Annotated in this window: 1 protein-coding gene and 1 pseudogene; both read left to right on the top strand. The window is 36.8% G+C overall.

All coding sequences use genetic code 11. The features are described 5' to 3' along the window. Positions 1 to 377, top strand: a pseudogene (locus tag FTV34_RS17610) (fimbrial biogenesis outer membrane usher protein); the annotation flags it as partial. Next, positions 368 to 1,136 (top strand): spore coat protein U domain-containing protein (locus FTV34_RS17605; RefSeq protein WP_180070931.1); only part of this gene is annotated, 769 nt, incomplete at its 3' end. The pseudogene FTV34_RS17610 and the gene FTV34_RS17605, both read left to right, overlap by 10 nt.

Raw genomic sequence — 1,136 nt, 5'->3', positions numbered from 1 at the left:
AGAATAATAGTATCGCTATAGATACGCTTGATTTGCCAATTAATCTAAAAATTGAAAAAACGCAACAAAATGCTGTACCACGCCAATCGAGTGGCGTTTTTGTACAATTCCCGATGTATCAAGTGAAATCTGTGCAACTTCAAGTAGTAGATTTACAGGGACAAAATGTGAACGTGGGAACTTCTGTATGGCAAGAAGAACCGATTCAGCAACAACAACCCACAACTATTGTGGCTCACGATGGAGTTGTGTATATCGATAACCTAAAAAATAATACACTTTACATAGGCAATCAACTTAAGCAGTGCCGAGTGATACTGCCTGAACTTACAACATTAAAAGGTTTTAGTGATTTGGGGCGAATGGTATGTCAATAAACTGCAATGACTTGTTTAAAATGAGTGATTCAACGAAATATTTTATTTATGCAAGTTTATTCTTACTAGTATCTATTCTTTTTTGTTTACCTGCTTATGCTAGTAGCTGTTGGTTAGGGCAGTCTGCAACGTTAAGTTTAGGAACATCAAATGCTCAAGGCTCAGCACTTGTTTCAACAGATGTTATTGCTGACTGTTACTTTAATTCAAACCAGCCTGTAACGTATAAGCTATGTTTAGTGGCTGATAGTTTTGATCCCGCAGGTAGTACTCCTCGAAGTATGATTATTTATAATCCTGTAAGAGCATTACTCAATTATGAATTATATTCTGATGCAGCAAGAACATTTAAGATTCCTGATTCAGAACGTAAAAACCAAGCACAATGCCAAACTTTCCAGTTTGAAGCAGGAACTGGAAATGTCAGTACTCGGCTTAAACTATATGGTCAGGTGTTGCCTGGACAGAACGTACCAGCAGCATACTATCAAACGAATAGTATTGGATTGAAACTTTATTCTGCATACAAGGTTGGATCAGAAGTACCAACGGATACAGAAGCCCTTGCAAATTCGAATACTGGTAATAATAATTTAATTGTTAACTCATATTATGAAAATAGTTGCTTAATTCAGTCGGCAACAGATATTAACTTTGGTGCGGTTGACCAACTGAAGACACCGTTAATAAGCTCAGGAAATATACAGTTAGCCTGTCCCGTTGGCACTATTATGCAAGTCAGTTTAAATAATGGCATCA

The sequence above is a fragment of the Acinetobacter sp. YH16038 genome, from assembly GCF_013417275.1.
Classification (GTDB): domain Bacteria; phylum Pseudomonadota; class Gammaproteobacteria; order Pseudomonadales; family Moraxellaceae; genus Acinetobacter.
Note: the sequence above shows the minus strand (reverse complement) of the source record. Positions and strands in the feature narration are given on the sequence as shown.